A 23,595-nucleotide genomic window follows, 5' to 3' on the forward strand; every position below is an offset into this window, starting at 1 on the left:
ATCTCACAACCCGCTTGGCTTGGTGGTGGGAACGCCGCGACGACGCAGCATTTCCGAGAAGATGACAATGATCGTCGAGACGAAGAGAATCGTGCTGCCCAATGCCAATGTCATCGGCAGGCGTTGCGGAAAGCGCAACTGGCTATAGAGGAAGATCGGCAGCGTCTGGTCGAGCCCCGACAAGAAGAAGGCCATCACATACTCGTCGAGCGAGATTGTGAAGGACATCAGCAGACTGGAGACGACGCCCGGCAACGCCAGCGGGAACGTCACGCGCCAGAAAGTCATCCAGCCATTTTCACCCAGATCCGCCGAAGCCTCCTCGAGGCTGCGGTCAAAACCTTCGAGACGCGCCATCAGCACCATCATGGAAAACGGCACGCAGAGCAGCACGTGCCCTGCCCCGACGGTCCACAGGGTGAGCGGAATATCGAAGACTTGACGAACGATAACCAGCAACGCGACGGAGAGAATGATGCTGGGCACCACCAGCGGCAGCATGATCCCGCTCATGACCGGCCCCTGCCCCGGCATCTTGTAGCGCGTGACACCCATCGCCGCCAGCAGGCCGAATGTGGTGCTGACCAGGGAAACGCCGATGGCCACCGTCAGGCTGTTCTTAAGGGCTTTGATCAAGGACGGGTCGTGGACCATCTGCTGATAGGCCTTCAGCGTGAAGCCCTTCAGCGGAAAGATCGCGTAGATCGCATCATTGAAGGAAAAGAGCGGCAGCAGAAGAACGGGACCATAGAGGAAAATCAGAAAGAGAATCCCGTACACAAGGAGGAAGTCGATCTTCTTCGTCATGATCAGGCTGCCTCACGCGCGCGGATCTTGCGATAGCCGACAGCCCAGAGGAACAGACAGACGACCGCCGTCACGAGTGCCATCATCACCACCGAAACCGCTGAACCCAAAGGCGCATCGTTCTGGCGGCCGAACAGGATCTGGATGGAATTGCCGACCATGCTGCCACCGGAACCGCCGACCAGGGCCGGTGTCACGTAATCGCCGACCGTCGGGATGAAGACCATCAAGGCCGTGGCGATCGTGCCCGGTGCCGACAAGGGCAGCGTGATATGCCAGAAGCGCTCCCAGGGCCGGTCACCGAGATCGGTCGCCGCTTCAAGCAGCGATCGGTCAATTTTCTCAAGGCTCACGTAAATCGGCAGAATGGCGAAGGCCACCCAGGCATGTGCCAGCGTCAACATCACGGCTGTCGGGCTGTAGAGCAGAAACTCCAGCGGCTGATCGATGAGCCCAAGCTTCATGAGGCTCGAATTGATGACGCCATTGAAGCCCAACATGATCTTCCAGGCGAAAACGCGGAGCAGATAGCTCGTCCAAATCGGCACCGTGATCAGGATCAACCACAGCACTTTGCGGCGGTGCACGCGAAAGGCCATGAAATAGGCCATCGGATAGGCCAGCAGGACCACAAAAGCGGTCACAGTCAGCGACATCAGGATCGATTTGACCAATAGGATAAGGTAGACCGGATTGGCGAAGGGAAATGGAATTCCCATCCAATAGGTTATCTTGTCGCCCAACCCAAAAATCTGCAGGTAGTTGCGCATGGTGAACGTCGTATCGATCTCGAAGACGTTCTGAGTCCAGAAGCTACGCACAACCATCGCGATAATTGGCGCCACCAGCATCGCCAGCATGACAACTAGCGTCGGCAACATCAGCAGATACCCTCTTATCCAGGGATAACGCTGTAGTACCGTACTCTTAGCCGCCAAAACACGGACCGACCCAGTGCCGACGCCGCTCTCCGCCGCGTCGCTCATTTCGCGAAAATCCCAGTCACGCCACCATCCCTTGCAACACGATCTTACTGCGCCGTGTCTTGAAGCAGAGTTTCAATGGCTCGACGCTCGACTGTCAAGTCGCGCGTGATTCATGGATGCGCGACCTTGTTTCATGGGTTGGGAGAAGCAAAAGCCGGTCCACAATCAAACATTTGCGATACCCTGCAATGCCCGTTGACAGCCGTATACAGGTGGTCGTCAAATCGCCAAGTTGAGATCAACTAATCAAATAAGACGATCCAGACAGATAGGGGGCTTACGGGTATGAACCGCGTTAAATTTATCGATCGCATGGCGCAGGGCCGCGTTTCACGGCGTGATGTCATGCGCTCTGCCGCTGCCTTTGGTGTCGGCTTCATGCTGATGCCGAGACAGGCGCGCGCCGCCGAGCAACTCGTCGTCATGGAATGGAGCGGCTATGACATTCCGGATCTTTTCGGGTCCTATGTCGCCAAATATGGTGCGCCGCCGGCCTTCTCCATCTTCGCTAACGAAGACGAAGCGCTGCAAAAGGTCCGTGGCGGGTTCAATGCAGATGCCGTGCATCCTTGCACCTATTCGCTTCTGCCCTTCGTTGAAGCTGGCATGGCCAAGCCGATCGACACGTCCCGCCTCAGCCATTGGAACGATGTCTTCGATCCACTGAAGACCGGCGGCGTTATGGTCAACGGACAAGTGTACATGGCGCCGGCCGATTGGGGTATTTCCAGCATCGCCTATCGCACCGACCTGGTTGAGCCGGACTTTGCCCAGAACGAGTCATGGGCCATCTTCACGGACGATCGCTACCAGGGCAAGGTGGCCATGTCAGACACAGAAGCTGCGCTTGAAATTGCGGGGCTTTTGCTTGGCTATTCCCGGAAGAAAATTTTCGAGATGACCGATGAAGAGCTGGCTGCAACACGCCCGCTCGCAGAAAAGATGGTCAAGAACAGTCGCTTTCTGTGGACCGATCAAACGGAAATCAATCAAGCACTTGCGTCTGGAGAAATTGTTGCCGCCTATGCCTGGAACGAAGCCGTGAAGTCGTTGACCGAACAGGGAATTCCGATGGCTTTCGCCAAGCCCAAGGAGGGTCGGTTCACCTGGCTTTGCGGTTTGACGCTGCTCAACACCGGCAAGGCGGATGAAGCCGCTGCCTATGATTTCCTCGACGCCTGGCTGTCACCAGAGACAGGCAAATATCTCATTAATGAGTATGGCTATGGCCACGCCAACCGGAAGGCCTTTGAAATTGCCGATCCGGAGAAGGTGAAGGCGCTTGGCATTACCGATCCGATTGCCTACTTGGCGGATGGCATTCTGTTCGAGCCGGTCGAAACGGCGCGGAATCAGAAATACATCAAGCTGTGGGAAGAGATCAAAGCGCTGAAGCAGTAGACTTCCGGCGATACGGGAAAGCCCGGCGTTGGGACGCGCCGGGCTTTCTTTGTAGCTCATCCAAGCATCACATTTTCCAACGCAAGGCGGCCGTGTGCAGCGGTGAGTCCCATAGCGCCAAGTCGGCATCATCGACCAGCGACAAGGTCAGCGAACAGCCGGCCATTTCCAGAGACGTGACATAAGACCCGACCAAACAGCGGGCGACCAGCACTTTCTGGCCCGCGAGAATTCGCCGCGCTGCATTGCACATCAAATAGAGCTCCATCGACGGTGTGCCGCCGAATCCATTGACGAGCAAGATCGCCTGCTGCCCCGGCTTTGGCGTCAGATCGCCGGTAATCGCCCCAAGCATCTCGGCTGCGATTGCATCAGCCGACGCCAATTTGACCCGGCGCCGTCCAGGCTCGCCGTGAATACCGACACCCATCTCCATTTCATCTTCAGCCAAAGTGAATGTGGGCTTGCCGGCGGCCGGCACTGTGCAACTGGTCAGCGCCACACCCATCGATCGGGTACGGCTGTTGACGTCATCGCCATAGGTCTTGAGCGCATCGATGGTCGTCCCCTGTTCAGCTGCAGCACCGACCAGACGCTCGACGATCAATGTTCCTGCAACCCCACGCCTGCCCGTGGAATAGGTCGACGTTTCCACGGCAACATCATCGTCCGTGATCACGGTTGCGATCGGCCCATTCGCCATCTCAGCGGCCATTTCAGCGGCCATCGCAAAATTCATCACATCGCCTTCATAGTTCTTCACGATGAAGAGGACGCCACCACCCGTATCCACCGCCTGGGCTGCGGCAAGCATTTGATCCGGTGTCGGAGAGGTGAAAACTTGGCCAGGGCAAGCAGCATCGAGCATCCCATGCCCGACAAAACCACCGTGCAGCGGCTCGTGCCCAGAACCGCCACCGGAGATCAATCCGACCTTGCCTTTCTTCAATATGCGGCGGCGGATGAACTTGCGCTCGTCTCCCAATTCGACGATGTCGGCATGGGCGGCCGCAAAGCCATCCAATGTTTCAGCAAGAACCGTATCAGTGGTGTTGATCAGTTTCTTCATGGCGATCCTCCCCGGCAGTTTATTGGCCGTCGTCGATGATCTTGGCAATCTGGACGGCTAGTTCGCTCAACATATGATCAAGGCGACGATTGCGATCCTCGTCACCCAGATCGGGGACGTGAAGCGTGGCCGTCCGATTGCGGCGCCCTGCTTGCGCCCGCTGCAATCGCCCCGGATGGGCACGTCCGTAGGCATCGAGAAATGCCTGACGTTCCGCTGTCGGAAAGTGGACGATCTCGAAGATCGTCTCCAAATGTGGCGCGGGAATCGGCACGGCATAACCTGGATTGGTTATTTGCGTGATGAAGCTGCGATTCTTGCCCAAGGCATGCGCCAACCGCTGCCGCGTGCCGGAAGGACGGTTGTCGAGCAGCCGTTGCAGAATGCCCTTATATTCCGCCATCGCAGAGGCTTCGACACCAATTCCATCGCGTACAATATTGTCACTATCGGCGTTCATGATCTCTGCCACCCTGATATCACCGACTTCGCCCGGGCCAGCATACTGGGCGCCATTGAGACGTTGCGCACACCGGCAGCCAGCAACAGCGGCAGCAAACGCGGATCGCCACCGGCATCGCCGCAAAGGCTGACTTCGCGCCCGGCATCCCGACCAAAACGTGCGACATGCTCAATCAACATCAATACGGCAGGATTGGAGGTATCGTTGAGAGCGGCCACCGACGACACATCGCGAGCCGCTGCCGTTACATATTGCGTAAGATCGTTGGAGCCGATCGAGTAGAATGCAGCTGGATAGCGATCGACCGCCAATGCTGCCGCAGGCACTTCAACCATGATACCCAGGGAAGGCAAGCGGCACGGGACACCCGTGCGTTCAAGATCAGCCACTTCCCCCGACAACAGGGCCTGCGCCGCCTCGATTTCCGACGGGATTGTCACCATCGGCAGCATAACCTTGATGGCCCCATGCACGGCCGCCCGCGCCAGTGCACGCAACTGGATCCGGAATATATCCGGATAAGCGAGCGACAAACGAATGCCACGCAGGCCCAGGAATGGATTTGATTCAGCCGCAACCGAAAGGCCGGGGATCGGCTTGTCGCCCCCTGCATCAAGCGTGCGGATGGTGACTGGGCGCCCGTCCGCCCAATCGACAATCCGGCGATAGACCTGATATTGCTCCTCCTCATCGGGTAAATGAGGCTGATCATGGAAGAGAAACTCCGTTCGCACCAATCCGATCCCATCGCAGATTGACGGGTCTATTCCATCAAGTTCTGCCGGCGCAGCAACATTGATTTGCGTCGTTACCCGTTCCCCATCCGCAGTGACAGCGGGTTGATGCAGATATTGCGACCATTGCTGCGCCTCGGCGGCCGCAGCCGACATACGTTGAGCGAACGCGTCGGCGAGTTCCGGCTCCGGATCAAGGGTCAGCCGCCCACCCGCGCCATCCAGCAAGGCCTGCATCCCGGCGACCGGCTGCGATAGATCGAAGTCAAGACCCACGACCATTGGCACGCCCCGCGCCCTTGCCAACATAGCAACGTGGCTGGATGGACTGCCGCCGGTCAGCGCTATACCACCACCGGCCGACCAGTCGCAGGCCAGAAAGCGCGACGGCGGCAGATCCTCGGCCAGATAAATAGAACCACTCGGCGGCAGACTGACGGCCCTTCCCTGCAATTGGTCCAGGACGCGGTCCCGAATATCTGCCAAGTCGCTGGCGCGTGCCCGGAAATATTCGTCCTCGGCCGCTGCGTATTCCGCGACTTGCACGTCAAGTGCCGCGCTCCAGGCGGTTCCGACCGCCTCACCGCTTTCAATATCGACAAAGGCGCCTTCAGCCAAAGCCTCGTCACCAAGCATGGCAATCTGGAATTCCAGAATCTCGGCGGCCTCGCCGTCGCTTTCCCGCTGCAGCGCCTCGATGTCTGCGATGGCGCGTACTATGGCACGGCGCAGCTTTTCCGCTTCTTCGTCCGGCGCGCCGACCGCAATCTTCGAGCCGGTATCCGGACGGGCGACAAAGAGTGGCCCAGCGGCAAGCCCAGGTGCCGCAGCCCGCCCGATATGCCACGACTCAGCCGCCATGCCCCGTCCCGGCAGATCCAGCGCCCTCGCCCTCCAGATGCTCGTCGAAATCACGCCGCACCAAATCGGTGAGGGCCGCGACCGCATCGCCCGCATCGGCGCCGCTGGCGGCAAAATGCAGGACCGCTCCCTTCGGCGCTTTGAGCGCCATCACCTTTACAACACTCTTGGCGTCGATCCAGGGGCCGTCCGCTGCAAAGGCAAGCTGCACCTTGGCCACAAAGCTCTTGGCGAGCTTGGTCATCTTCACCGCCGGCCGGGCATGAAGGCCGGTCGGGTTGGTGATTTCGATGGCTGCCTTGATCGTGCTTTCCGTCATGCTCACCTGGATCAAAGAACGACTCGGATTGGTTCACTCACTGCGGCGACAGTTCTTCGGCGGTTCGCCGGACAATGTCCAGTGAAGACCCACCCGACGCCTCGGTCGCGGCAATGACGGCGCCCTCGACAATCGGCGCATTGCAAACGACGACCTTGCCCTGGCGCTCGGCCGGCAGCATCTCGACCGCCATTTCGGAATTCGTCTCCGCGCCGCCAAGATCCACCAGGATGGCGACCCCGGCGTCGGACCATGCCTTGTCTATCGCGCCCAATATGTGTTCGACCGAGGTTCCCAAATTGCCGCCCGGATCACCGCCGCACCACGCCAGCGGCACCTCATCGCCGACCATCTGCCGCACCATGTCCGCCGCCCCTTCCGCCACTTTGGGCGAATGCGAAACGATAACGATACCAACCCTGTTCATGCCACTTCCTTCAGTACATCCACCACAGCACCGATCATCAAGGCTGACGACCGAGCCCCCGGATCAACGTGTCCAATCGAGCGGTCGCCAAGGAACGAAGCGCGCCCGCGGATAGCCCTCAGCGGTTTGGTGGCCTCGGCCGAGCCAAGCGCCTTTTCCTTCAATTGATCGAGGGAGAGATTGCCCGCCTCCAACTGTTCTGCCACCGGGATGAGAACATCCAACATGGTCTTTTGCCCAGCTTCAGACTTGCCACGCGCCTGAACAGCAACAATGGCTGCGCGCAGGGCCTTGACGACATCCCCAGCCCGCGGCTCTGGCGGGAGTTCCTTCCCCAACGTCATGAAGAGCGTGCCGAAGAGCGGGCCGGACGCGCCACCAACCTTCATCACCAGCGTCATGCCGACGGCCTTCAGGAAGTCCGGCCACGGTTTCGAGGTGAGAGCCGCAGCGTCGCCCATCACGGCCTCGAAGCCACGCTTCATGTTGATGCCGTGATCGCCATCGCCAATGGCCTGGTCGAGGGAGGTCAATTCCTCGGCATGCCCGGCAATGACCTCGCCGATGGCCCGCAACAGCGCCGCCCGCAATTCCGCATCCTGTTTCATGCAATCAAGCTCGTCTATTCGACCGTTCCACAGAAACCTAGGCAGCTATACGCTCGCCATCCGCTCCAAAGTAAAGCGCCCCGCGCAGGCTCAGGTCCACGGCATCGCCGACCTCAAGGGACATATCGGGATCAACCAAAGTGACCAGCTTGTGCGGACCGAGGCTGAGGTGAAGGTGGTTCTGGTCGCCCAAATGTTCGATCCACTCCACCTTCGCAGCATGTCCGCGATCCTTTGCCGACCGATCGACAACCACATGCTCCGTTCGCGCGCCAATAGTCGCCGTCCCGGGCGGCATTGGCTGGGCAGCAAAGGCCGACGCCGGCAGGAGATTGATCGACGGCATCCCCAGCCGGGTTGCCACATAAATGTTGCGCGGCGATTCATAGATTTCACGCGGCGTTCCTACCTGGACCAGGCGACCATGATCAAGCACGCCAATCCGGGTCGCCATTGTCATGGCCTCGATCTGATCGTGCGTAACGTAGAGCATGGTGGCGCCGAGATCGCGTTGGATATGTTGCAGTTCCAGCCGCATATCGGACCGCAGCTTGGCGTCAAGCGACGACAGCGGCTCGTCCATCAAATAGATCGACGGTGAACGCACAAGAGCCCGCCCGATCGCCACACGTTGCATCTCACCACCCGACAGTCGCGTCGCCCGGTTTTGAAGCTTCTTCTCTATTCGCAAGAGCGCTGCAATTCGCTCCACCGTCGATTTGATGGCCGCCTCCTTCAATCGCCGGGTCGGAGATCGCAACGGAAAGGCCAAATTCTCAAAGACCGTGAGATGCGGGTAAAGAGAGTATTGTTGGAATACGAAGGCAACATCCCGTTCCGCCGGAGATAGGCCGGCTGCATCCTTGCCATTGATTGAAATGTGCCCAATATCGGGCTTCTCGAGCCCGGCAATGAGACGGAGGGTCGTGGTTTTGCCGGCACCGGTCGGACCAAGCAAGACGACAAACTCGCCATTCCGCACATTGAGGTCGATATTTTCAACGGCCGTCACGTCGCCAAAGTTCTTGGTAACGCCTTCGAGGCGGATGTCAGCCATGAATTCCTCCCTCGAACAACGCGGTCCGCACAGCACGCCCATCCTTGCCATGAAAGAGCGATAGACGATCGGCCGATAGACGCAGGCCAACATGGGTACCAGCCGCCACCTGGATGTGAGAGTTGGTTCGCGCCTTAACTTGCCCGAATTCTGTATCGACCGTCACGATCTGCGTCGTCCCCAGATATTCGGCCCCATAGACGGACCCCCGCAACGGCGAGGAATCGTCGAACCGGATATGCTCCGGCCGTACGCCGAGAACGAGCGGCCCCGGCGCTACATCCTCGTGAACGGATGGCATCGACACCAGCGCATCACCCAGTCGCGCCTCGCCCGTACCACGGGCAAGACCTGCTTCGAACTGAAGAAAATTCATCGGTGGCGACCCGATAAAGTCCGCGACGAACATGCTGACCGGCCGTTGGTAGATCTCCTGCGGCGTCCCAAATTGCTCGATGAGGCCACCATTCATCACCGCAATCTTGTCTGCCATCGACATGGCTTCCAACTGGTCGTGGGTGACATAAACGGTGGTCGCCTTCAGCCGATTATGCAGGGAGCGCAGCTCACCGCACATGACGTGCCGAAACTCGGAATCGAGTGCCCCCAGCGGCTCGTCCATCAGGAAACACATCGGCTCTCGCACGATGGCCCGGCCAAGGGCGACACGCTGCCGGTCGCCGCTGGAAAGACCGGAAACCGACTTGTCGAGAATATGCTCGATACGCAGGATGCGACCTGCTTCATCGACCCGTCGCCTGATCTCAGCTCGCGAGAAGCCCTGGCACTTCAGCGAGAAGCCGATATTCTCGCGGACATTCATGTGCGGATAGAGGGCGAAGAGCTGGAACACAAAGGCGATGTCCCGCTCCGCCGCACGTTTGAACGTCACATCGCGGCCACCGAGCAGGATGCTCCCCGAGGTTGGCAGCTCCAAGCCGGCAATCATGCGCAAGGTTGTCGTCTTGCCGCAACCCGACGGTCCCAGCAGCACGAAAAACTCGCCATCCTCAACCGTGAAGTTCGAGTTCTTCACCGCAGCGAAGTCGCCGAAACTCTTGTGCAGGTCGCGTACTTTTATCTCGGCCATCGCCTACTCCGGAAATTTGCTGACGATGGTGAACATCACAACGCCGACCAGCACGGTCAGGAACGACCAACCGTAAAGCGTGATCGAGAACGGTTGCACGAGCATGACCACACCCAGCAGGATCAAAGCGATGGCCACATTCTCCAGAAAGCCACGCCTTGCCCAACCCGGCCAACTGCGCTTGGTCCCGCCCGTCATCTTGGTCATCGGATCCGGGCTCATTTGCGCACTGCCCCAAATGTGATACCGCGCAAGAGCTGCTTGCGTAGCAGGACGGTGAACACCACGATTGGGATCAGGAACAATGTTGTACCTGCGCCGACCGCTGGCCAATCCATGCCGCCTTCGCCAATAATGGTCGGTATGAAGGGTGGTGCCGTCTGCGCCTCGCCCGAAGTGAGCAGCACGGCGAAGGCATATTCATTCCAAGCGAAGATCATGCAGAAGATCGCAGTGGCGGCGATTCCGGTCGCGGCCTGCGGCAGCACGACCTTGAAGAAGGCCTGGAGACGTGTATACCCGTCGATCATCGCGGCTTCTTCATACTCGCGCGGGATTTCGTCGATGAACCCTTTGAGCAGCCAGACCGCCAGCGACACGTTGACCGCTGTATAGAGCAGGATCATACCAAGCGCAGAGTCCGAGAGCCCCAAGGCGCGGTACATCAGATAGATCGGGATGGCGACGGCGATTGGCGGCATCATGCGGGTCGACAGGATGAAGAACAGCAGGTCGTCCGCCAGCGGTATCTTGAAGCGCGAGAAGGCATAGGCCGAGAAGACGCCAAGCGACACTGCGAGAAAGGTCGAACCGAAGGCGATGATCAGCGAATTGGCAAAGCGCGGCAGGTAATTCGACGCCCCCGCAATCACCATTTCGCGCCGCCGCGTCACTTCATCGCATTCACCGCTTGGAGCACCAAGTGCCGCGATATACTCAGCCGTTTGGCGCGTACGCGTGGTGAACAGGTTGCAATACCCTTCAAGCGACGGATTGAAGATGACTTTCGGCGGGTATGAGATCGAATCCGGGGGTGTTTTCCAGCCAGTGAAGAATATCCATGCCAACGGCACCATTGAGACCAAGGCGTAGAGGATCACCAGGAACCCGGCGACTCTTTTCGAATTGGCCGATGGCTCGACGACGGAATGAGCTGTAGTCGACGCGCCGCTCATCTTTGCTTCACCTTGTTAAGAGCCTTTACATAGACATTGGCCAAGCCAAAGACGACGACAAACAGGATGATGGCAAATGCCGAGGAATATCCTGTCCGGTAGGCTTCGAACGCCTGGCGCTTTAGGGCAATCGAGGCAAGCTCGGTGGTCGAGCCGGGGCCGCCACCGGTCAGCAGCATAACCATGTCGAACATCTTGAAGTTTTCGATGCCGCGGAACAGCACTGCCAACATGATGAAGGGCAAGGCCATCGGCAACGTGATGGACCAGAATTGCTGCCAGCGCGAGGCTCGATCCACCTCGGCCGCCTCCAGGATGTAATCGGGAATGGAACGCAGACCGGCAAGGCAGATGAGCATCACATAGGGCGTCCACATCCACGTATCGACGATGATGATCGCCCAAGGCGCCAGCGTTACCGATCCCAGCATCTCGAAGGAAGAAGGGGGGATGCCGGTGAAGAACGAGACGACATAGTTGAACAAGCCGATCTGCGGCTGATAGAGGAATTTCCAGAAATTGCCGACCACAGCCGGCGACAGCATCATCGGAATAAGAATGATGGTCGTCCAGAAGGCATGGCCACGGAACTTTCGATCGATGAGATAGGCGAGCGAGAAGCCGATCAAAGTCTGGAACACGATCGTCCAGAACACGAAATGCGCCGTCGCCTGCATTGCTGCCCACACCTCAGGCGAGCTTAGAATGTCCTGGTACCATTTGAGGCCGACATTGACGACCGGCCGATTGGGACGGTTTGAGGCATAGTTGGTGAAGGACAGGTAGACGGTCCAAATCAACGGGAAGATGTTGATTGCCAACAGAAGGATCATCGTTGGCGCGACGAACAGCCAGGCGATGGATCGATCGGACAAACCACGGACGGCCCGGGCAACGGCAGGCGGCGTCGCGGAAGCGGCACGATCGGCAATGGCATCAATATCAGGCATGAGTCTCTCTGGAAGAAGCGGCGTCTCCGGCACGGCCGGTCGGAGACGCCGTCATACGCGAACAGGTCTTAAAGCTTGCCTTCTTCCTTGAAGATGGCGGTCCAGTCCTGGATCAGGCCATCAAGGGCCTCCTTGGCCGTGCCTTTGTCGGCCACGACATAGTCATGCAACCGCTTTTGCATGGCCTGCAGCAGCTGGGCATAGGACGGCTCCTGCCAGAAATCCTGAACACCGCCCATCGCTTCCAGGAACTGCGCCGCGAAAGGTTGCGAGTCCTTGAAGCCCGGGTCATTCAGCACGGCATTGTGGCAGGCATAGCCACCGAGCGACCACCACTTCTTCTGCACATCCGGCTGGGCGAACCATTTGATGTAGGCGAGCGCCCCGTCCATGTTGTCGGTATTGGCAACAACCGAGATGCCTTGCCCACCCAGCGTGGACGCAGCAACCTTGGCGCTCGGGTTGACGAAGAAGCCGGTCTTGGAACCGACATTCTCATCCTTGGCCATGCCCGGCATGAAGGCAAACCAGTTCATCATCATGGCCACCTGGCCGGATTTGAACGCGTCGAGGCCTTCACCCATATAGCTGTCGGTATAGCCCGGAGGGGTGCAGCACTTGTAGATCGCCTTGTACATCTCAAGGCCGGCAACCGCGTCGGGGGAATTGACAGCGCCTTCCATGTCATACTTGCCGGGTGTGTTCTCGTACTTGAAGCCGTAGGGATAGAGCGCCGAAGTGGCGCCCATGGTAATCCCTTCCGACGCGCGCTCGGTGAAGATGGCGGCGCCGTAGACTTTCTTGCCGTCGATCTCGCGGCCCTGGAAAAATTCCGCCGTTTCCTTCAACTCTTCCCAGGTCTTCGGCGGGGCCAAGTCGCGATTGTACTTGGCCTTGTATTCCTTCTGCAGGTCCGGATTGGCAAACCAGTCCTTACGATAGAACCAACCATTGGCATCGCCCATCGCCGGCAGCGCCCAATAATTCGGCGTGCCCTTGGGCCAGGTCGAATAGGCGTAAACGGTTGCCGGCGCAAAGTCCGACATTTTGATTCCTTCCTTGTCGAAGAAATCATTGAGCTTCACGTAATAGCCGTTCTCCGCGGAACCGCCGATCCACTGTGAATCGCCGATCAAGAGGTCGCACAGCTTGCCGCCCGAATTGAGTTCGTTGAGCATACGGTCAGCGAAGTTCGGCCAGGGCACAAACTCGAACTTCATCTGCGTACCGGTCTGCGCCGTGAAATCTTTCGAGAGTTCCACCAGCGCGTTCGCCGGATCCCAGGCAGCCCAACAGAGCGTCAGTTCATCGGCCTTGGCGTTCGAGGCTGGCGCAAAGACGATGGCTGTGGCCAACGCGCCCGCGCACGCAAGGAGCTTTTTCATCCAAATACCCTCCCATGGTTGCATCCATACCCGCCAAGCTGCTCCCGATCTTGCGGTGGCGCCGACGGCCCCCGATCACGCTCCCCGCGTGTCGGATATTGTTCGATGGATTCCGCGCCGGTATAGCCGCTTGAGGTCTTTTTCGACCGGCTCGTGGTGTTCAGTGATAATTCAACTCACTAAACAACTCAAGCCAGGACATGCTACTTTCGCTCATTTTGTTATGCTGCACTGCGAATGTTTGATCATTAAGTTTTGTGCAGTCGCGAATTTGCGTCCGCTCTGAAACGACGGCCCAGCACTGCACTAAACAGCATAAACACCATTTGAGTGCTCAAATTTCTTCTTCACGTCATTTTTTGCGTTGCGCACCTCATTTTTTGCCGTCACCTTCCCGGCCATGAATGACAAACCCCGCCGCCCTACTCTCGTCGACGTCGCCGAGCACGCCCAGGTAAGCCTCGCGACTGTTGATCGCGTCTTCAATCGTCGCCCTGGCGTCAGCAACAAGACGGTCCAGCGCGTTGAACAGGCCCTGGCCAAGCTCGGCTATAGGCCCGACGCGGCCGCGGTGCGATTGGCACGCGGCATCCAATTCAACTTCTGTTTTGTCCTTCCCACCGGCACCAACACTTTCATGTCCATGCTCGCCAACCAGGTTGAGCGGTCACTGCAATGGCTCGACGACCAAAATACGTTCGGCGACATGCTGCGCGTTGATGTGTTCAACCCTGAAGTCTTGGCCGAAACACTGCGTGGCCTTGTCGGTCAATATCACGGTGTGGCAGTGGTAGCGCTTGATCACCCGGCCGTGCGCGATGCCATCAATACACTCGTCGACGCCGGCACCTATGTTGTGACACTGGTCTCCGATGTGCCGGCATCTCGCCGCCAACGTTATGTCGGCATCGACAACTCCGCGGCCGGTCGGACGGCCGCGACGCTGATGGGCCGCTTTGCGGCGCAACGAAGTGGAACGATCGGCCTAATCGCTGGCAGCCTGTCGCTCCGCGACCATGCCGAGCGCCTTTTCGGCTTCCAACAGGTGCTCGCGGCGGAGTTTCCGACACTGACCGCCCTACCGCCGCAAGAAGGAAATGACGATGCGGGGCGATGCAAAGACCTAACTGCCGCCATCCTTGCCGGCAATCGCGACATCGTCGGCATCTACAATATCGGTGCCGGCAATCGCGGCATCGTCGAAGCGCTCGATGAAGCCGGCCGTACCCGCGACATCCTCTTCATTGGACATGAACTGACCGAATATTCCCGTCGATACCTGATCCAAGGAACTATGGATGCGGTCATCAATCAGGATCCCGGACACGAGGCCAGATCTGCCGCCCGCGTGCTCCTCGCCTATTGCAGCGGTCAGCCGATGATCGATGACATGGAACGAATCCGTATCGACATCTTCCTCCGCGACAACCTTCCTTGAAACGACGGGGCGACCATTGTTCCTGGGGCTCGATCTTGGCACATCTTCCATCAAGGCCGTGCTCGTAGACGAGCAGCAATCGGTCGTTACGACGGCGTCGGCACCGCTGGAGGTAAGCCGGCCAGCGCCGACACATTCCGAACAGGACCCGACACATTGGTGGCATGCCACATTGTCGGCGATGGATGCCATCGCGGCTCAAGCACCGCGAGAGATGGGGGCCGTACGCGGCATAGGCCTCTCCGGCCAAATGCACGGCGCCACGCTGCTCGACGCCGCAGACCGCGTCTTGCGCCCCTGCATTCTCTGGAATGATGGTCGTTCCGCACTGGAATGCGACGACCTGGAGGCAGCTTGGCCGAGCCTGCGCACTGTCACCGGCAATATCGCCATGCCGGGCTTCACAGCGCCAAAGCTCCTATGGGTGCGAAAGCACGAGCCCGACATTTTCAGTGCGATAGCGAAAATACTTCTCCCCAAAGCCTATCTGCGCCTGCTGCTCAGCGGAGAACATGTCGAGGAAATGTCGGATGCCGCTGGCACCCTCTGGCTTGATGTCGGCAGACGCGATTGGTCCGACGATGGCCTTACTGCCACCCACCTCTCACGCAGGCAAATGCCCCGGCTGGTGGAAGGCTCGGCAGCGGCGGGACGCCTGCGTCCGGAACTCGCCCGGCGCTGGAAAATGGCAGCATCTCCTATCATCGCTGGCGGTGCCGGCGACAATGCTGCCGGCGCTGTCAGCCTGGGCGCCATCCGGCCCGGTGATGCATTCGTGTCCCTCGGTACATCCGGTGTGCTTTGGGCGACGACGGCACGCTTTGCCCCCAACCCGAATGCGGCCGTCCATGCCTTTTGCCACTGCATACCGCAAACTTGGCACCAAATGGGCGTTATTCTCTCCGCCGCTTCCTGCCTCGCATGGCTCGCCGAAATTTTGGGCCAGTCCGAGGTTACGCTCCTTGCTTCGATGCCAGAGCGCCCTGCTCGTCCCAGTGACATCTTCTTCCTTCCCTATCTCTCCGGCGAGCGTACGCCACATAACGATCCTCGTATCCGCGGCGCCTTCGTCGGCCTCTCGCACCAAGCGGACCGCGCCACAATGGTTCAGTCCGTGATGGAAGGTGTCGCCTTTGCCTTGCGCGACTGCCTGGAGGCATTGCGTGCCGCCGGGACGCAAATCGACGCCGCTGATGTCATCGGCGGCGGCGCACGCTCGCCACTCTGGCGGTCGATCCTCGCCAACGTTTTGGACCTGCCTCTCAGCGAAATTGTCGGCGCCGATGTCAGTGGAGCATTCGGTGCGGCTCGCCTCGCTCGTCTCGCCGTCTCTGGCGAGCCACCCGCTGATGTCTGCCTGCCACCAGAGCGTGGCCGCACGATCGCCCCTGACCGAGATCTCCGCGATGCCTATGCCGCGGCCTATCTGCGCTACCGAAAGCTTTATCCTGCCTTGAAGGAGATTGCGTCATGAACGCCCCTACCCGCCCCTTCTTCACAGCGACGCAGCCGATTGCCTATGAAGGTGCCGGTTCGCGCAATCCACTGGCGTTCAAATATTACAATCCCGATCAGATGGTCCTGGGCAAGCGCATGGAAGATCACCTGCGCTTCGCCATCTGCTATTGGCATTCCTTCTGTTGGCCGGGAACCGATCCATTTGGCGGCGACAGCTTCCAGCGTTTCTGGATGCAACCCGGCGACGCCATGCAACTCGCCAAGATCAAGGCGGATGTGGCGTTCGAGCTCTATCGCCTGCTGGGCGTTCCCTTTTTCACCTTTCATGATCGAGACATAGCGCCGGAAGGCACATCCATTGCCGACTCCAACCGCCAGCTGCGGGAAATGGGTGACTATATCGGCCGCAAGATGGATGGCGCCAAGGTGAAACTCCTTTGGGGTACGGCCAACCTCTTCTCCCATCGCCGCTATATGGCTGGCGCCGCCACCAATCCCGACCCACAGGTCTTTGCCTATGCTGCCGCGCAGGTAAAATCGGTCCTCGAACTGACACATGACCTTGGTGGAGCCAATTATGTTCTCTGGGGTGGACGCGAGGGCTACGAAACACTGCTCAACACCGATCTGCGGCGCGAGCTCGATCAACTTGGGCGATTCCTCAACCTCGTCGTCGAACACAAGCACAAGATCGGCTTCAGCGGCACAATTCTCATCGAACCGAAGCCGCGCGAGCCGACCAAGCACCAATATGATTTCGATGTCGCCTCGGTCTACGGCTTCCTGGTTCGTTACGGATTGGATAAGGAAGTCAAAGTGAATATCGAGGCCAATCACGCAACGCTTGCCGGCCACAGCTTTGAACACGAAATTGCGCTTGCACAGGCCCTCGGAATTTTCGGTTCCATCGATATGAATCGCGGTGATCCGCAACTTGGCTGGGATACGGATCAATTCCCGAACAATGTGCCGGAGACCGCGCTGGCGATGTATTACATCCTGCAGGGCGGCGGATTCACCACCGGCGGGCTCAATTTCGACGCCAAGATTCGCCGCCAATCCCTGGATGCCGACGACCTTATTCATGGCCATATCGGCGGCATGGACGTTAGTGCGCGCGGATTGTTGATAGCGGAGAGGATGATCAAAGACGGAACCCTTTCCGCCCATGTATCCCGACGCTACGCCGGTTGGGACACCGATGCGGGAAACGCCATTCTGGACGGAAAGCGCAGCCTTGCCGAAATCGCGGCGGACGTGGAGGCGCGCAACACGGAGCCGCAACCGCTGTCGGGCCGTCAGGAATATCTGGAGAACCTCGTCAACACCTACCTCTGACCGACCGTCAAGACGAACGCGCCGGCAACAAGGCGCAACAAGGGAGAAACGATCATGGCCACGACGATCAAGGGACCTGCCATTTTCTTGGCTCAGTTCGCCGGCGACAAAGCGCCATTCAACTCATTTGACTCCATCTGCAAATGGGCCGCATCGCTCGGCTTCAAGGGCGTTCAGGTTCCCAGCTGGGACGGACGCATGATAGACCTTGAGAAGGCGGCGAAGTCGAAAACCTATTGCGATGAGTTGAAAGGCACCGCCGCCAAACACGGCATCACCATCACCGAGCTTTCCACCCATCTTCAAGGCCAATTAGTTGCCGTGCATCCGGCCTATGATCAAGCGTTCGACGGCTTTGCGCCAACCAAGGTGCGGGGCAATCCGAAGGCACGGCAAAAATGGGCGGTCGACCAAATGATGCTGGCGGCAAAGGCGTCTTCCAATCTGGGCCTCAACGCGCATGTCACCTTTTCAGGCGCGTTGGAATGGCCCTTCATGTATCCGTGGCCGCAACGGCCGAAGGGGCTCACCGACACCGCATTCGAAGAATTGGCCAAGCGATGGCTCCCCATTCTCAATGCATTCGACAAGGTCGGTGTCGACGTCTGTTATGAGATTCATCCGGGCGAAGATTTGCATGACGGCGTTACATTCGAAATGTTCCTGGAGCGCGTGAAGAACCACCCGCGCTGTAACATCCTCTACGACCCGTCGCACTTCATCCTGCAGTGTCTCGACTATCTCGACTACATCGACATCTATCACGAGCGCATCAAGATGTTTCACGTCAAGGATGCGGAATTCAACCCGACCGGCCGCCAAGGTGTCTATGGCGGCTATCAGAGCTGGGTGAACCGGGCCGGCCGCTTCCGTTCCCTCGGCGACGGCCAGGTCGATTTCCGGGCCATCTTCTCTAAATTTGCGGCCTACAACTTCAAGGGTTGGGCCGTGCTGGAATGGGAATGCTGCCTGAAGCATCCGGAGGATGGTGCAAGGGAGGGTGCAATCTTCATCCGCGACCATATCATCCGCGTGACGGAAAAGGCCTTTGACGACTTTGCCGCCGGCGGAACGGACAAGGCAGCCAACCGCCGTATGCTGGGCATCTGAGGGAGAAAAAGGGATGTCGATCGAGGGTCGTAAGGATAAATCCGGCAAGGACCGCATTCGTCTCGGCATGGTCGGCGGCGGCGAAGGTGCCTTCATCGGCGCCGTTCATCGCCTCGCTGCTCGTATGGATGATCAGTATGAGTTGGTTGCCGGTGCCCTCTCCTCCACGCCGGCGAAAGCCAAACGCTCTGGTGCCGCACTCGGTCTCGTCCGGGACCGCATCTATACCAGCTTCGCGGAAATGGCCGAGAAAGAGGCTGCTCGAGAGGACGGCATCGAGGCCGTAGCGATCGTGACGCCCAACCACATGCATGCGCCGGCAGCACGGGCATTTCTTGATGCCGGCATTCATGTCATCTGCGACAAGCCACTGACGACAAACCTCAAAGACGCGCTCGACCTGCAAAAACGAGCCAAGACGTCCCGCCGACTTTTGGCCGTTACCTACAATTACACCGGCTATCCGATGGTGCGACATGCGCGGCAGATGGTGGAGGAAGGTGCTCTCGGCGCCCTGCGCGTGGTCCAGGTGGAATATCCGCAGGATTGGCTGACGGAACGCTTGGAAGCCACGGGACAAAAGCAGGCTGCATGGCGATCGGACCCCAAGCAATCCGGTGCCGGCGGTTCCATCGGCGACATCGGTACGCATGCCTACAATCTCGCCAGTTTCGTCAGTGGACTGACGCTCGACTCACTGGCCGCCGACCTTTCCAGTTTCGTCCCTGGCCGCAAGCTCGATGACAATGCCCACATTCTGCTGCGCTTTCGCGGTGGCGCTAAAGGTATGCTGTGGTGCAGCCAGGTCAGCCCCGGGAACGAAAACAACCTGCGTCTGCGCCTCTACGGCTCCAAGGGCGGACTGGAATGGCATCAGGAACACCCGAACCAACTGCTATGGTCGCCATTTGGCGAGGCGACCAGGATCATTTCGCGCGGTACAGGCTCGGCCAACGCAGCGGCAGCACGCATGACCCGCATCCCTCCCGGACATCCGGAAGGCTATCTGGAAGGCTTTGCCAATATCTATGGTGAGGTTGCAGCAGCAATCCGCGCTGCCCGGCACCGCCGTCGCCCCGACCCTTCGGTCACTTTTCCCACGGTCACCGATGGGGCCAAAGGCGTCGCTTTCATCGAGGCTTGCGTCAAATCGGCCAGCCGCAATGCCGGATGGGTGAAGGTGCCCAAACTCTAAATGGCCACCTGATCTAGACCATCAGCTGCCCGCCATTCACCTCGATTACTTGCCCGGTGACATAGCCTGATAGCTTGTCCGAGGCCAAATAGAGGACTGTGCCCGCACAATCTTCGGCCGTGCCCAGGCGTTGCTGGGGGATGGTCTTGCGCGTCGCCTCGAGCTTTTCTGGTGTGGAATGGCGAACATGAAAATCGGTGTGGATGGTGCCCGGCGACACCGCATTCACCCGCACGCCATCGGGCGCCAGCTCCCGCGCCAAAGATCGGGTGAAGGTCGAAATGAAACCCTTGGCGCCGCTATAGATGCTTGAGCCCGGCGAGCCACCGGTAATCGCCGAGACAGAGCTGACATTGATGATGGTGCCATGCTCTTGCGCCCTGAACGGATCGATCGCCGCGCGACAGCAATGCACCGTCGAGCGAACATTGAGATTGAACACTTCGTCAATGAACGCATCGTCGATTTCCGATAGCGGCCGACGCCCGACCATACCACCGGCATTGTTGACGAGAACATCGAGCCCGCCCAACTTCTCGACGACCGCCTGCAGCAACCTGTTGCAGGCGTCTGCCTTCGAGAGATCCGCGCCAACGGCCAATGCCGCCTTCTTTTCCGCTACCAAGGCGTCTGCAGCCGCTTTGCCGGCGTGATAGTGCACGGCAACCTTGGCCCCCGCGTCGGAGAAGGCGCGCGAAATTGCCGCGCCGATCCCTGTCGCACCGCCCGTCACCAGAACGCGCTTTCCTTGCAACTCAACCATCATTTCGATCCCTGCTGAATGATGCCTTCCCAGTTCGACATCGGTGTTTCGGCATAAGTTTGCGCCCAGGCAACATAGCGAGCCGCCAGCGTGTCGCCCTGTGCTGCGAGCACACCGAACGCCTTGCCGGCCTCGACAAACTGACCACGGCGCCACAGATGCAGCGCCGTTTCGAAGCCTGCAAGGTCCAAGGATGCAGCCACTTCCGGTTCCAGCGGCTGGAAAAGACGAACCGGTTGATCGCGCCCCACAACACGTATGAAATCAAGTTCCCGGAATACGATCCGTCCGGTCTTGATTGCCAATTCCTGAACCTGCTCGCTCACCACGATCGGGATACCGTAGTGCTTGCCGACACCTTCAAGACGCGACGCGACATTTACCGCATCACCCATGACAGTATAGTTGAAGCGCTGTGCCGAGCCGATATTGCCGACAATCGCTTCGCCCCGATGAAGGCCGATGCGGATGGCGATCCGGCCGTCGCCACCGATGAACAGCGGATCTTGCTGCAGCGAACGGATCATTGCCAAGCTTGCCAGTACAGCGTCGGCTGCAGCATTCTCCCGCGCCAGAGGCGCGCCGAAAATCGCCAGCACGCCATCACCGATGAATTTGTCGACAAAACCGCCATGCGCTTGGACGATGTCCGTCATGCGACCGAAATAATCGTTGAGTTCATCGACCAAAGGTCCCGGCGGGACCCGTTCGGACAAAGTTGAATAGGACGCAATATCGGAAAAGAGGATCGTAACGTCGCGCAATTCGCCGCCGAGCGCCGGCAGAGTCTCCTCTTTCACCAGCCGATCCACCTCGCTCTTGGGCAAGTAGAGTGAAAAGGCGCTGCGCAATTGCCGGCGTGAGCGATCCATTGAGCCCAACCGCAAGGCGATACCGGCAGGGGCCGCCAGCGCCATCACAGCAAGGCCGGTAATCAAAGGGGCAGCAACATACACATGAAAAGCGATCATCGCGGCGGCAATCCAGATGCCCCCCAAGACCAGCCATAGCGGCAGCGCCAATCGCACGCGCACGTGGACGAATATGACGATTGATGCCAACGCCACCAGCAAAATAGCAATGGCGCGTGTCGTCGTGCCCGGTTCGCGCAAACCGCTTCCATTGAGGAGATTGTCGACGGCGGCGGCGTGAACCAGGACCCCCGGGATGAGATCGCGCGCGAACCCGCTGAAGTACCTCCCAACATCGCCACTAGTGGCGCAGCGGGGGCCATAGCCGCTCCCTTCGGGGGAGGTTGCAAATCGGTTCGACGTCAGTTTGCGGTCTTCCACGTCGAGAATGCCGCCCAAAAGCACGACCTTGTTCGAAAAGGCTTTGACGAGGAAATCACTCTTCCCCGCTTCGACGCAGGCGCGCAGATCGGCCAATGAATAGAGGACTGGCCGCTTTGCTGCGGCAAAATTGAGGATGAGTTCGCCCTGCCCAGCCAGTTCCTCGGTCTTTGTACCGGTCACTCGCTGATACAGTGCCGCTGAGAGGACCGGCAGCGGCCCATCTCTCGCCGGAAGGACCACGGGCATGCGCCGGACGACGCCGTCCGGGTCCGTTACGGTATTGGTTGGCGCTTGGTTGACATAGGCATTGTAGAAATCCTTGACTGCCTTTCGCTGCTGGATCGTCGGCAGGATCGGTTCAGCCTGGTTCTGCGAGAATCCGAGAACGACCTTATTTGCATCGGCGCCGCGCTTAAGGGCCATCAACCACGGGCGGTCATAGCCCGGCGCAATACTGTCCGCGGTCGTACCAATGATGATATCGACGCCGACCGCTTTTGGCTCGGCCGCCAGCACGGCATCCAGTACGCGTCCCAACTCAGGCGTCCACAGCGCCTGCGGCAGGTTGCGGAAATGCTCGTCGCGATAGGTTTCTTCGTCGATGGCGATAATCGCGATCTCGTCGCTGATCGGCGCTTGGCCGCGAATCTTGAAATCGATGAGATGCAGGACGTCCAATGACAATCCGTCGAGCGCCCGCCCCCAGGGAGAAAAGGACGCAACACTCAGCAGCACTGCCACTGCCAGCGAAATAATGAGATTGCGCCGTCCCCGCAAAAAGCCGCCCCACCCTGTCTAGTCGCGGTCAATCCTCAATCGAGAATGACGAGACGCTCAAGCTTGCCGGTCTTTGCGCTGGTCGCCTTAGGGTCAACCTCAACAATGACGGTTTGGGTGAAACCCTTCAGGCGGTAACTGGCGCCAGGTGTCAATTCGATTTTCTCGTCAGCGAAATCGATTCGACCGTTCTTAGGCACGACCTTCCAAGTCTGATCACCATCCATCGCTTCGACGACAACGCCCTCGCTTTTGCCGGCCATCACGACGGGCTGGCGCACATAGATATGTTTTACGGCGCCGCGAAAGGCAATGGTCGCGCTCTGTGCCGATTCGTCAGCGTTCAGGGCCAGTTTGTTGACCGCACATTGTACAGTTTCCCGGTTGACGCTCCCCCCCGTTACGGTCGATTCCTTGCGACCCACGACCACCCTGCCACCGGTGATGTGCTCACGGACACACGACTTGGTGTAGCCCAGAGTAATTGTCTCAGTCGGCGCGAGTTCGATGACGTCGTTTTCCGCCAACATGTCAAAAATCTGGCCAAGACCTGCCGTTTTCTGCGAATCCTCGACCACGGCCACCCGGGGCGGGGTCGCCTGTGCACTCCCGGCTAGGGCGGTCAGGATCAGTCCAGCAATAGCAAGAGTTTTAGTCAAGTTCATGATCTTTAGCAGTTTTTTAGGGTTGAGCGGAGAAGTGCCACCTTCTCTCGCCGATTTCTTCATGCATCATAGCGCCCAAGTTTGATTGGACGCCACAGCAGGTCGATCGGTTTGTGACTGAGGTCACAAGGGTGCATTGACGGGCTTGGCTCCTGTCATTAGAACCGCTATTCGACCAATTGTACAAAAATAATCATCTTCGTGAATCGGCCGTCGCCCAATGC

General features: G+C 59.0%; 23 protein-coding genes. 6 read left to right on the plus strand and 17 right to left on the minus strand.

Translation table 11 applies throughout. The features are described from left to right. Positions 1–3 precede the first annotated feature (3 nt). Together ACE3PP_RS11660 and ACE3PP_RS11665 are read right to left on the minus strand one after the other, a co-directional pair. Positions 4–807 carry an ABC transporter permease gene (locus ACE3PP_RS11660; protein ID WP_374382270.1) on the minus strand — a complete coding sequence of 268 codons (804 nt, stop codon included), beginning with the start codon at positions 805–807 and terminating at the stop codon, positions 4–6. A 2-nt stretch (positions 808–809) separates the two neighbouring features. Next, positions 810–1,793 carry an ABC transporter permease gene (locus ACE3PP_RS11665; protein ID WP_374382273.1) on the minus strand — a complete coding sequence of 328 codons (984 nt, stop codon included), beginning with the start codon at positions 1,791–1,793 and terminating at the stop codon, positions 810–812. A gap of 285 nt (positions 1,794–2,078) precedes the next feature. On the opposite strand from ACE3PP_RS11665, the gene ACE3PP_RS11670 reads away from it, so the two are divergent. Continuing rightward, the gene (locus tag ACE3PP_RS11670; protein ID WP_374382276.1) at positions 2,079–3,194 is read left to right on the plus strand and encodes a PotD/PotF family extracellular solute-binding protein; all 1,116 of its coding nucleotides are present in this window, start codon (positions 2,079–2,081) and stop codon (positions 3,192–3,194) included. A gap of 67 nt (positions 3,195–3,261) precedes the next feature. Here the strand turns inward: ACE3PP_RS11670 and dhaK are convergent, their stop codons facing one another. The 12 genes from dhaK to ACE3PP_RS11730 form a co-directional block, all read right to left on the minus strand. Continuing rightward, positions 3,262–4,263: a dihydroxyacetone kinase subunit DhaK gene (gene dhaK, locus ACE3PP_RS11675; protein ID WP_374382279.1), complete on the minus strand. Its 1,002-nt coding sequence runs from the start codon at positions 4,261–4,263 to the stop codon at positions 3,262–3,264. A 19-nt stretch (positions 4,264–4,282) separates the two neighbouring features. Further along, positions 4,283–4,735, minus strand: coding sequence for a hypothetical protein (locus tag ACE3PP_RS11680; protein ID WP_374382281.1), 453 nt, complete (start codon positions 4,733–4,735; stop codon positions 4,283–4,285). After that, complete coding sequence (gene ptsP / locus ACE3PP_RS11685; protein ID WP_374382284.1) at positions 4,720–6,417, minus strand: phosphoenolpyruvate--protein phosphotransferase; 1,698 nt, start codon at positions 6,415–6,417, stop codon at positions 4,720–4,722. The genes ACE3PP_RS11680 and ptsP overlap by 16 nt, the downstream gene beginning before the upstream one ends. Next, positions 6,311–6,640, minus strand: coding sequence for an HPr family phosphocarrier protein (locus ACE3PP_RS11690; protein ID WP_374382287.1), 330 nt, complete (start codon positions 6,638–6,640; stop codon positions 6,311–6,313). The genes ptsP and ACE3PP_RS11690 overlap by 107 nt, the downstream gene beginning before the upstream one ends. Positions 6,641–6,677: 37 nt before the next feature. Continuing rightward, a complete protein-coding gene (gene dhaM, locus ACE3PP_RS11695) occupies positions 6,678–7,067 on the minus strand; it encodes a dihydroxyacetone kinase phosphoryl donor subunit DhaM (protein WP_374382290.1) in 390 nt (129 codons plus the stop codon). Then, positions 7,064–7,675, minus strand: coding sequence for a dihydroxyacetone kinase subunit DhaL (dhaL, locus tag ACE3PP_RS11700; protein WP_374382293.1), 612 nt, complete (start codon positions 7,673–7,675; stop codon positions 7,064–7,066). The genes dhaM and dhaL overlap by 4 nt, the downstream gene beginning before the upstream one ends. Before the next feature lie 37 nt (positions 7,676–7,712). Then, entirely contained in the window at positions 7,713–8,732 is a 1,020-nt protein-coding gene (locus ACE3PP_RS11705; protein ID WP_374382296.1) for an ABC transporter ATP-binding protein, read from the minus strand. Beyond that, positions 8,725–9,822, minus strand: a complete 1,098-nt coding sequence (locus ACE3PP_RS11710; protein ID WP_374382299.1) for an ABC transporter ATP-binding protein — start codon at positions 9,820–9,822, stop codon at positions 8,725–8,727. The genes ACE3PP_RS11705 and ACE3PP_RS11710 overlap by 8 nt, the downstream gene beginning before the upstream one ends. Before the next feature lie 3 nt (positions 9,823–9,825). Next, positions 9,826–10,029 carry a hypothetical protein gene (locus tag ACE3PP_RS11715; protein ID WP_374382302.1) on the minus strand — a complete coding sequence of 68 codons (204 nt, stop codon included), beginning with the start codon at positions 10,027–10,029 and terminating at the stop codon, positions 9,826–9,828. An 11-nt stretch (positions 10,030–10,040) separates the two neighbouring features. Continuing rightward, on the minus strand, positions 10,041–10,997 hold the full coding sequence (locus tag ACE3PP_RS11720; protein ID WP_374382305.1) for a carbohydrate ABC transporter permease: 957 nt from the start codon (positions 10,995–10,997) through the stop codon (positions 10,041–10,043). Further along, entirely contained in the window at positions 10,994–11,947 is a 954-nt protein-coding gene (locus tag ACE3PP_RS11725; RefSeq protein WP_374382308.1) for a carbohydrate ABC transporter permease, read from the minus strand. Before ACE3PP_RS11725 ends, ACE3PP_RS11720 begins: the two co-directional genes overlap by 4 nt. Before the next feature lie 68 nt (positions 11,948–12,015). Then, the gene (locus ACE3PP_RS11730) at positions 12,016–13,332 is read right to left on the minus strand and encodes an ABC transporter substrate-binding protein (RefSeq protein WP_374382311.1); all 1,317 of its coding nucleotides are present in this window, start codon (positions 13,330–13,332) and stop codon (positions 12,016–12,018) included. Positions 13,333–13,732: 400 nt separating this feature from the next. Here ACE3PP_RS11730 and ACE3PP_RS11735 point away from each other — a divergent pair, with 400 nt between their 5' ends. The 5 genes from ACE3PP_RS11735 to ACE3PP_RS11755 are packed head-to-tail and all read left to right on the plus strand — an operon-like array spanning position 13,733 to position 19,871. Beyond that, the gene (locus tag ACE3PP_RS11735) at positions 13,733–14,770 is read left to right on the plus strand and encodes a LacI family DNA-binding transcriptional regulator (protein ID WP_374382314.1); all 1,038 of its coding nucleotides are present in this window, start codon (positions 13,733–13,735) and stop codon (positions 14,768–14,770) included. A 16-nt stretch (positions 14,771–14,786) separates the two neighbouring features. After that, positions 14,787–16,244: a xylulokinase gene (gene xylB, locus ACE3PP_RS11740; protein WP_374382650.1), complete on the plus strand. Its 1,458-nt coding sequence runs from the start codon at positions 14,787–14,789 to the stop codon at positions 16,242–16,244. Beyond that, positions 16,241–17,566, plus strand: coding sequence for a xylose isomerase (xylA, locus tag ACE3PP_RS11745; RefSeq protein WP_374382316.1), 1,326 nt, complete (start codon positions 16,241–16,243; stop codon positions 17,564–17,566). The genes xylB and xylA overlap by 4 nt, the downstream gene beginning before the upstream one ends. Before the next feature lie 54 nt (positions 17,567–17,620). Beyond that, positions 17,621–18,676, plus strand: coding sequence for a sugar phosphate isomerase/epimerase family protein (locus ACE3PP_RS11750; RefSeq protein WP_374382319.1), 1,056 nt, complete (start codon positions 17,621–17,623; stop codon positions 18,674–18,676). Positions 18,677–18,689: 13 nt separating this feature from the next. Continuing rightward, positions 18,690–19,871 carry a Gfo/Idh/MocA family protein gene (locus ACE3PP_RS11755; RefSeq protein ID WP_374382322.1) on the plus strand — a complete coding sequence of 394 codons (1,182 nt, stop codon included), beginning with the start codon at positions 18,690–18,692 and terminating at the stop codon, positions 19,869–19,871. A gap of 13 nt (positions 19,872–19,884) precedes the next feature. Here ACE3PP_RS11755 and ACE3PP_RS11760 read toward each other — a convergent pair whose 3' ends face one another. The 3 genes from ACE3PP_RS11760 to ACE3PP_RS11770 all read right to left on the minus strand — a co-directional run bounded on the left by ACE3PP_RS11760 (position 19,885) and on the right by ACE3PP_RS11770 (position 23,434). Further along, positions 19,885–20,637, minus strand: a complete 753-nt coding sequence (locus tag ACE3PP_RS11760; protein ID WP_374382325.1) for an SDR family NAD(P)-dependent oxidoreductase — start codon at positions 20,635–20,637, stop codon at positions 19,885–19,887. Beyond that, positions 20,634–22,664: an adenylate/guanylate cyclase domain-containing protein gene (locus ACE3PP_RS11765; RefSeq protein ID WP_374382328.1), complete on the minus strand. Its 2,031-nt coding sequence runs from the start codon at positions 22,662–22,664 to the stop codon at positions 20,634–20,636. The genes ACE3PP_RS11760 and ACE3PP_RS11765 overlap by 4 nt, the downstream gene beginning before the upstream one ends. A gap of 77 nt (positions 22,665–22,741) precedes the next feature. After that, positions 22,742–23,434: a hypothetical protein gene (locus tag ACE3PP_RS11770; protein ID WP_374382331.1), complete on the minus strand. Its 693-nt coding sequence runs from the start codon at positions 23,432–23,434 to the stop codon at positions 22,742–22,744. Positions 23,435–23,595: the final 161 nt, after the last annotated feature.

Origin of the sequence: Dongia sp. (genome assembly GCF_041910485.1) — a bacterium.
Classification (GTDB): Bacteria; Pseudomonadota; Alphaproteobacteria; order Dongiales; family Dongiaceae; genus Dongia.

What these genes read in the sequence shown, in the direction of transcription:
- ACE3PP_RS11725 (WP_374382308.1), bottom strand. Translation starts at nt 11,947, where the DNA reads ATGCCTGATATTGATGCCATTGCCGATCGTGCCGCTTCCGCGACGCCG.
- ptsP (WP_374382284.1), bottom strand. Translation starts at nt 6,417, where the DNA reads ATGCGGGCGATGCGGTCGCGGCCCTCACCGATTTGGTGCGGCGTGATT.
- ACE3PP_RS11715 (WP_374382302.1), bottom strand. Translation starts at nt 10,029, where the DNA reads ATGACCAAGATGACGGGCGGGACCAAGCGCAGTTGGCCGGGTTGGGCA.
- ACE3PP_RS11735 (WP_374382314.1), top strand. Translation starts at nt 13,733, where the DNA reads ATGAATGACAAACCCCGCCGCCCTACTCTCGTCGACGTCGCCGAGCAC.
- dhaM (WP_374382290.1), bottom strand. Translation starts at nt 7,067, where the DNA reads ATGAACAGGGTTGGTATCGTTATCGTTTCGCATTCGCCCAAAGTGGCG.
- ACE3PP_RS11770 (WP_374382331.1), bottom strand. Translation starts at nt 23,434, where the DNA reads ATGAAGAAATCGGCGAGAGAAGGTGGCACTTCTCCGCTCAACCCTAAA.
- ACE3PP_RS11705 (WP_374382296.1), bottom strand. Translation starts at nt 8,732, where the DNA reads ATGGCTGACATCCGCCTCGAAGGCGTTACCAAGAACTTTGGCGACGTG.
- ACE3PP_RS11660 (WP_374382270.1), bottom strand. Translation starts at nt 807, where the DNA reads ATGACGAAGAAGATCGACTTCCTCCTTGTGTACGGGATTCTCTTTCTG.
- ACE3PP_RS11720 (WP_374382305.1), bottom strand. Translation starts at nt 10,997, where the DNA reads ATGAGCGGCGCGTCGACTACAGCTCATTCCGTCGTCGAGCCATCGGCC.
- ACE3PP_RS11760 (WP_374382325.1), bottom strand. Translation starts at nt 20,637, where the DNA reads ATGATGGTTGAGTTGCAAGGAAAGCGCGTTCTGGTGACGGGCGGTGCG.
- xylA (WP_374382316.1), top strand. Translation starts at nt 16,241, where the DNA reads ATGAACGCCCCTACCCGCCCCTTCTTCACAGCGACGCAGCCGATTGCC.
- dhaL (WP_374382293.1), bottom strand. Translation starts at nt 7,675, where the DNA reads ATGAAACAGGATGCGGAATTGCGGGCGGCGCTGTTGCGGGCCATCGGC.
- ACE3PP_RS11690 (WP_374382287.1), bottom strand. Translation starts at nt 6,640, where the DNA reads ATGACGGAAAGCACGATCAAGGCAGCCATCGAAATCACCAACCCGACC.
- ACE3PP_RS11730 (WP_374382311.1), bottom strand. Translation starts at nt 13,332, where the DNA reads ATGAAAAAGCTCCTTGCGTGCGCGGGCGCGTTGGCCACAGCCATCGTC.
- ACE3PP_RS11750 (WP_374382319.1), top strand. Translation starts at nt 17,621, where the DNA reads ATGGCCACGACGATCAAGGGACCTGCCATTTTCTTGGCTCAGTTCGCC.
- ACE3PP_RS11665 (WP_374382273.1), bottom strand. Translation starts at nt 1,793, where the DNA reads ATGAGCGACGCGGCGGAGAGCGGCGTCGGCACTGGGTCGGTCCGTGTT.
- ACE3PP_RS11670 (WP_374382276.1), top strand. Translation starts at nt 2,079, where the DNA reads ATGAACCGCGTTAAATTTATCGATCGCATGGCGCAGGGCCGCGTTTCA.
- ACE3PP_RS11755 (WP_374382322.1), top strand. Translation starts at nt 18,690, where the DNA reads ATGTCGATCGAGGGTCGTAAGGATAAATCCGGCAAGGACCGCATTCGT.
- ACE3PP_RS11710 (WP_374382299.1), bottom strand. Translation starts at nt 9,822, where the DNA reads ATGGCCGAGATAAAAGTACGCGACCTGCACAAGAGTTTCGGCGACTTC.
- dhaK (WP_374382279.1), bottom strand. Translation starts at nt 4,263, where the DNA reads ATGAAGAAACTGATCAACACCACTGATACGGTTCTTGCTGAAACATTG.